Here is a 6,134-nt window from a genome sequence, read left to right as displayed (position 1 = left end):
GACGGTTCCCGCGCGCGCTACCTGGCCCGCACGGGCCCGCCGCCCGCCCCACCGCCCGCGGAGCAACCCGCCGAGCTCGGCGATCCGGCGCACACCAGCCTGGTCCGGCAGTTCTCCACGATCGCCCGCCGCCAGATGCGGCTGATCGTCTCCGACCGCGGCTACTTCGTATTCCTCGCGCTGCTGCCGTTCATCATGGGGTCGTTGTCCATGTCGGTGCCCGGCGACGTCGGGTTCGGCATCCCGAACCCGATGGGCGCCGCACCCAATGAGCCCGGCCAGATTCTGGTGCTGCTCAACGTCGGCGCGGTGTTCATGGGCACCGCCCTGACCATCCGCGACCTCATCGGTGAGCGAGCCATCTTCCTGCGCGAACAGGCGGTCGGCCTGTCCACGTCGGCCTACCTGTTGGCGAAGGTCTGCGTGTACACCGTGTTCGCGATCGTGCAGTCGGCGATCGTCAGCGTCATCGCGGTGCTCGGCAAGGGCGCCCCCACCCAGGGTGCCGTGGCGCTGGGCAAGCCGGGCCTGGAGCTGTTCGCCGACGTCGCGCTGACGTGCGTCGCTTCGGCGATGCTGGGGCTGGCCCTGTCGGCCGTCGCCAAGTCCAACGAACAGATCATGCCGTTGCTGGTGGTGGCGGTCATGTCGCAGCTGGTGTTCTCCGGCGGGATGATTCCGGTCACCGCGCGCGTCGGCCTCGACCAGATGTCGTGGGCCACGCCGGCGCGGTGGGGATTCGCGGCGTCGGCCTCCACCGCCGACCTGACCAAGCTGGTGCCCGGCCCGCTGACCCCGAAGGATTCGCACTGGAGGCACACCCTGGCGACGTGGTGGTTCGACGTCGGCATGCTGTTCGTCATCAGCGCCGTGTACCTGGGCTTCGTGCGCTGGAAGATCCGCCTCAGGGGCGGCTGACGCCGGTCAGGCGCCCTTACGGACCATCTGGTCGGCCGCGGCGCGCATGCGGTCGGACAATTGCAGCAGACCGTGCTCGCCCACGCCCAGCGGCAGCGTGTACGCGAGCTGCCGCAATTCGATGGCGTAGTTGCGCAGGTCTTGGCGGAGGCGCATCTCAACAGTGGGCATGACTACTCCCTCAGGCCGGAACTGGGCAGCGTTCCTGGTCCGCGTCGACCAGCCGATCTGAAAATCTTTGCAGCCCGTCCGCGTATGCGCGAGAGCGCCGACGTGTATTAACGGGAGTTTGACAGTGTGTTTACAGCTGAGTGTTTACAGCTGAGCCGTCGACCCTGGGAGGGCCGACCCGGGTGACGCCACGGCGAAATCCGGGGCGCATTCTCGCCGTGGCGTTACGCTGGCGCTGCCTGGTGTAAGGCCGGCAGAAAGGTACCGGCAGAAAGGTACCGGCAGAAAGGTATAGGCGCCGGAATGGATTTCGAACTCGACGCGGGACAGCGCGCCTGGCTCACCGAGATTCGTGAATTTCTGCGCGAAAACGTCACGCCGGAATTGCGAGCCGAGCTCGCCGAGCACGACCTGGAATATCCCCAGGGCGAGGTGGCCCGGTTCCGCCGCAAGATCGGCGAGAGGGACTGGTTCGGGCTGAACTGGCCGCGCGAGTACGGCGGTCTCGGGCTGGGGGCGATGCACCTGCACCTGCTGATGAGCGAATTCGAATACTGGGGCGTGCCCGGCCCGGATCTCACGGTGACGTCGGTGGCGCCGATGATCATGCGGCACGGCACCGAGCGCAACAAAACCGAATGGCTACCCCTGATCGCCAGGGGCGAAATGATCTGCGCCGTCGGATATTCCGAACCGGAAGCGGGGACCGACCTGGCCGGCCTGCGGACCAGCGCCACCCGTGACGGCGAAGAATGGGTGATCAACGGCACCAAGATCTGGAACAGCGGCGCCCATCGCGCGACGCACGAATGGTTATGTGTCCGTACCGATCCCAGCGGCGCCCGGCATCGGGGCATTTCGGTCATCATCGTGCCGATCGACAACCCGGGCGTCGAAATTCGCCCGCTGTACGCGTGGTCGGGTTATCGCACCAACGAGGTGGGATTCCGTGACGTACGAGTGCCGGCCACCAATCTGGTCGGCGAGGTCAATCGCGGCTGGACCTACATCACCGGCGCGCTCGATCTCGAACGCGGCGCGCTGACCAACGCCGGCGACTTGCGACGCGCCGTCGAGGAGTTGCGCGAGCTGGCGCGCCGGCCGCGGCGCGACGGGACCGTCCCGGCCGACGATCCGTCGCTTCGTCGCCGGCTGGTGCAGGCGGAGGCCGACGTCGCGGTGGCCACGCTGATGGGCTACGAGGCGGCTTCGATCCTCGACGGCGACGCCGGTGTCATACCCACCGTCGAAGTCAGCGTCGAGAAGGTGTTCACCAGCGAACTGCGCCAACGCATCGCCGATTTGGCGCTCGATCTGCTCGGCCCGGACGGCTTGTTGGCGCATGGCAGCCGACAGGCCCCGCTGGCCGGCAAATTCGAGCGGCTCTACCGAGCCGCCCCGCTGATGCGCTTCGGCGGCGGCACCAACGAAGTGCTGCGCGACATCATCGCCCAGCGCGGACACGCGATGCCGTCCTATGGACGCTGACTTTGGACCTCGCACAGCATCCATGAAACCGCATCCATGAAACCGCACCCATGAAACAGCACCCATGAAACAGCACCCATGAAACCGACCCTGACCGCCGAACAGCGCGACTTCGCCGCGGCGCTACGCGCGCTGCTGACCGCCGAGAACCCGATCACCCTGGTGCGGGCGCTCGGCGAACCCGGCGCCGACCGCGGCACGCCGGCACTCTGGAAGGCGCTGGCCGACGCGGGCGTCTTCGGCCTCGCCATCGCCGAGGAGTACGGCGGGGTCGGCGGCTCCCTCGACGACCTCGCCGTCTTCTACACCGAGGCCGGCCGCGCATTGTGCCCCACGACCGTGCACAGCAGCATTCTCGCCGCGCTGGCCATCGATCAACTCGGCTCCCCGGAGCTCAAGGCCCGCTGGCTGCCGCCGCTGGCCGCCGGGAGCGTGCGGGCCACCACCGCGCTGCACAACGCCCGCGACGCCGCCGTCGTCGCCCCGGTGCTGAGTGCCGATCCCGACGCGGGGCGGTGGCGGCTCAGCGGCACCGCGGACTACGTCCTCGATGCCGACGTCGCCGATCTGCTGGTGGTATCCGCCGCGGCCGCCGAGCGCACCCTTGTCTTCGTCGTCGACGTCCGGGCCGGCGGTGTCGGCGTCGAACCGCTCGACATGGCCGGTGGCGTCCGGGCGTTCGCCGTGCGCTTCGACGGCGTGAAGGCCGGTGCGGCGCTCGACGGGATCACCGCACCGGCGCTGCGCCGGGTGACCAACACCGCCGTGGCCCTGGGATCGCTCGACCTGGTGGGCGTCGGACAGGCCGTGCTGGACCGCACCGTCGACTACACCAAGCTGCGTCACCAATTCGGCCGGCCCATCGCTTCGTTTCAGGCCGCTCAGCACCTCGTCGCCAACATGCACATCGCCTTGGCCGCCGCGCGACTGGCCGCGCAAGCGGCGGCGTTCTGGCTGGGACGCGGGCGCATCGCGACCCGGGAGACGGCCGTCGCGCGCATGCACGCGGCCACCGCGGCGCGGCTGATCACGCTGGACGCTCACCAATTGCACGGCGGCATGGGCTATGTCACCGAGACCGACCTGCATCTGTGGAGCGAGCGGGCACGGCTGGGTTCGACATTCGGCGGCGGGGCCGACGTCGCCGCCGGCTGGCTTGCGCAGAGCATGGACGACGAAAGGGAGCGCGGTTGAGGGAGGACAGTTTGATCGATGCGGAGTCGGCGGCGCGAGTGGGCACGGTCGCCGCGTCGGCGAGAGGTGAGGTGCACCGGCGCGACTGGCAGCGGTGGGCGGCGGCGGTCGGCGACCACAATCCGCTGTACTTCGATCCGGATTACGCCAGGGCCAATGGATATCGCGACATCATCTGCCCCCCGCTGTTCCTGCAGTACGCCATCCTCGGCGTATCGCCGCTGGAATCGCTGCGCCCCGACGGATCGTCGGGGGCGGTCTCCGGCAGCCTGGCGTTTCCGCGCGCGCCCAAGCGGATGGCCGGCGGCGAAAGCTTCACCTTTCACCTGCCCGCCTATCACCGCGACGAGATCGAAATGGTCCGCACCATCTCCTCGATTGTCGAAAAGCAAGGCCGCTCCGGCAGATTCGTCCTCGTCACCTGGCACACGGTGTACCGCAACCAGGATCGCGACCTGCTGGCCGAAGCGTCGACCTCGATGATCGCCCGCCCATGACATGTCAGCAGGTGTTCTATGACGACATCGCGGTCGGGGAGCGCATCCCCGCGCTGACCGTGACCGTCGACGAAACGCAGATGTTCTTCTTCAGCGCCGCCACCTACAACGGCCACCGCATTCACTACGACAAGCAGTGGGCTCGCGATGTCGAAGGCTACGACAACGTCCTGGTGCACGGCCCGCTGCAGGCGGCGCTGCTGGCCCGCGCCCTCGGCGACTGGATCGGCGGGCGCGGCCGCCTGGTGTCCTTTTCGGTGCAGAACCGGGCGATCGCCTATCCGGGCGAGTCGCTGAGCTTCGGTGGTGAGGTCACCGGTAAGCGCCGCAGCGACACCGGGACCGGGCTGGTCGATCTCGTCATCGCCGGGCGTCGCGACGACACGATCCTGATGCCGGGCATGGCCACGGTGGAGTTGCCGATCCGGGGAGTCCCGCCGTGACCGGGTTGCGCGGCGAGGCCGCCATCGTCGGCATCGCGGAGTTGCCCGCGCAGCGCCGACCCACCCGGGCGCCGCTGTTCACCCTCGACCAGTACGCGGCGCTGGCCAAGCTGGCGATCGAGGACGCCGGCGTGCATCCCGGCCGCGTCAACGGCCTGCTGACCCACGGCATCGCCGAATCGGCCATGTTCGCGCCGGCCACCCTGTGCGAATACCTGGGTATCGCACTCGATTTCGGTGAACGAGTCGATCTCGGTGGGGCGACTTCCGCCGGGATGATCTGGCGCGCCGCGGCGGCCGTCGAACTCGGCATCTGCGACGCGGTGCTGGCGGTGGTGCCCGGCTCGGCGGCGGTGCCCCGGTCGCAGCGGCGACCCACGCCCGACCCGAATTGGTTTGGGGCATCGTCGAACAACTACGGTTCGCCGCAGGCCGAGTTCGAGATTCCCTACGGCAACGTGGGCCAGAACGCGCCCTACGCGCAGATTGCTCAGCGCTACGCGGCCGAATTCGGCTACGACCCCGCCGCTGTCGCCAAGATCGCCGTCGACCAACGCACCAACGCGGGTGCCCACCCCGGCGCGGTTTTCCACGGCACCCCCATCACGGTCAACGACGTGCTGGACAGCCCGATGATCGCCGACCCCATTCACATGCTGGAAGCGGTGATGCGGGTGGACGGGGGAGCGGGCGTGCTGATCGCCAACGCGGACGTCGCCCGCCGCGGCCGCCACCGCCCGGTATGGATCAAGGGCTTCGGCGAACACATCGCCTTCAAAACCCCGACCTATGCCGAGGACCTGCTGTGCACCCCGATCGCCCGGGCGGCCGACCGGGCCTTCGCGATGGCCGGGCTGAACCGATCCGACGTCGACATCGCGTCGATCTACGACTGCTACACCATCACGGTGCTGATGAGCCTCGAGGACGCCGGATTCTGCGCGAAGGGCCAGGGCATGTCGTGGGTCAACGAGCACGATCTGACCTACCGCGGCGACTTCCCCCTCAACACCGCCGGCGGCCAGCTGTCCTTCGGTCAGGCCGGCATGGCCGGCGGCATGCACCACGTGGTCGACGGCGCGCGCCAGATCATGGGCCGGGCCGGCGACGCGCAGGTTCCCGAGTGCCACACCGCGTTCGTCACCGGCAACGGCGGCATCATGAGCGAGCAGGTCGCCCTGCTCATGCGGGGGGACTAGGGCGTGTCTGGCAAAGATTTTGGATGTTGTGCCCGAGGCTTGAGTCATGTCGCGGTTTCAGTTGCTCACCGATGCTCAGTGGTCGTTGATTGAAGATTTGCTTCCGACTCGGACAGGCAAGCGGGGCAGGCCCTTTCAGGATGCCCGCTCGATGGTCGAGGGCATTATTTATCGGTACCGGTGTGGGATCGCCTGGCGAGACGTGCCCGGGGCGTTCGGGCCGT

Annotated in this window: 8 protein-coding genes; 7 read left to right on the top strand and 1 reads right to left on the bottom strand. The window is 68.5% G+C overall.

Translation table 11 applies throughout. The features are described 5' to 3' along the window. Positions 1–918: ABC transporter permease (locus BST14_RS27240; RefSeq protein ID WP_142279643.1), on the top strand; the 918-nt coding region annotated here is incomplete at its 5' end. Positions 919–924: 6 nt separating this feature from the next. Here the strand turns inward: BST14_RS27240 and BST14_RS30460 are convergent. Then, positions 925–1,089, bottom strand: a complete 165-nt coding sequence (locus tag BST14_RS30460; RefSeq protein ID WP_169926125.1) for a hypothetical protein — start codon at positions 1,087–1,089, stop codon at positions 925–927. 303 nt (positions 1,090–1,392) lie between these two features. Between BST14_RS30460 and BST14_RS27235 the strand changes: the two genes are divergently transcribed. The 6 genes from BST14_RS27235 to BST14_RS31790 all read left to right on the top strand — a co-directional run. Next, a complete protein-coding gene (locus tag BST14_RS27235; protein ID WP_083067395.1) occupies positions 1,393–2,577 on the top strand; it encodes an acyl-CoA dehydrogenase family protein in 1,185 nt (394 codons plus the stop codon). Between the two features lie 78 nt (positions 2,578–2,655). Further along, positions 2,656–3,771, top strand: coding sequence for an acyl-CoA dehydrogenase family protein (locus BST14_RS27230; protein WP_083067394.1), 1,116 nt, complete (start codon positions 2,656–2,658; stop codon positions 3,769–3,771). Continuing rightward, a complete protein-coding gene (locus tag BST14_RS27225; RefSeq protein WP_083067393.1) occupies positions 3,768–4,268 on the top strand; it encodes a MaoC family dehydratase in 501 nt (166 codons plus the stop codon). Before BST14_RS27230 ends, BST14_RS27225 begins: the two co-directional genes overlap by 4 nt. Then, positions 4,265–4,711 carry a MaoC/PaaZ C-terminal domain-containing protein gene (locus BST14_RS27220; protein WP_083067392.1) on the top strand — a complete coding sequence of 149 codons (447 nt, stop codon included), beginning with the start codon at positions 4,265–4,267 and terminating at the stop codon, positions 4,709–4,711. Before BST14_RS27225 ends, BST14_RS27220 begins: the two co-directional genes overlap by 4 nt. Further along, positions 4,708–5,910 (top strand): thiolase family protein, encoded by a 1,203-nt coding sequence (locus BST14_RS27215; protein ID WP_083067391.1) that lies wholly within the window; start codon positions 4,708–4,710, stop codon positions 5,908–5,910. The genes BST14_RS27220 and BST14_RS27215 overlap by 4 nt, the downstream gene beginning before the upstream one ends. 46 nt (positions 5,911–5,956) lie before the next feature. Continuing rightward, positions 5,957–6,134, top strand: a 178-nt coding sequence (locus BST14_RS31790) for a transposase (RefSeq protein ID WP_142279208.1), incomplete at its 3' end; no start/stop codon positions are given.

The sequence above is a fragment of the Mycobacterium arosiense ATCC BAA-1401 = DSM 45069 genome (genome assembly GCF_002086125.1).
GTDB classification, from domain to species: domain Bacteria; phylum Actinomycetota; class Actinomycetes; order Mycobacteriales; family Mycobacteriaceae; genus Mycobacterium; species Mycobacterium arosiense.
Note: the sequence above shows the minus strand (reverse complement) of the source record. Positions and strands in the feature narration are given on the sequence as shown.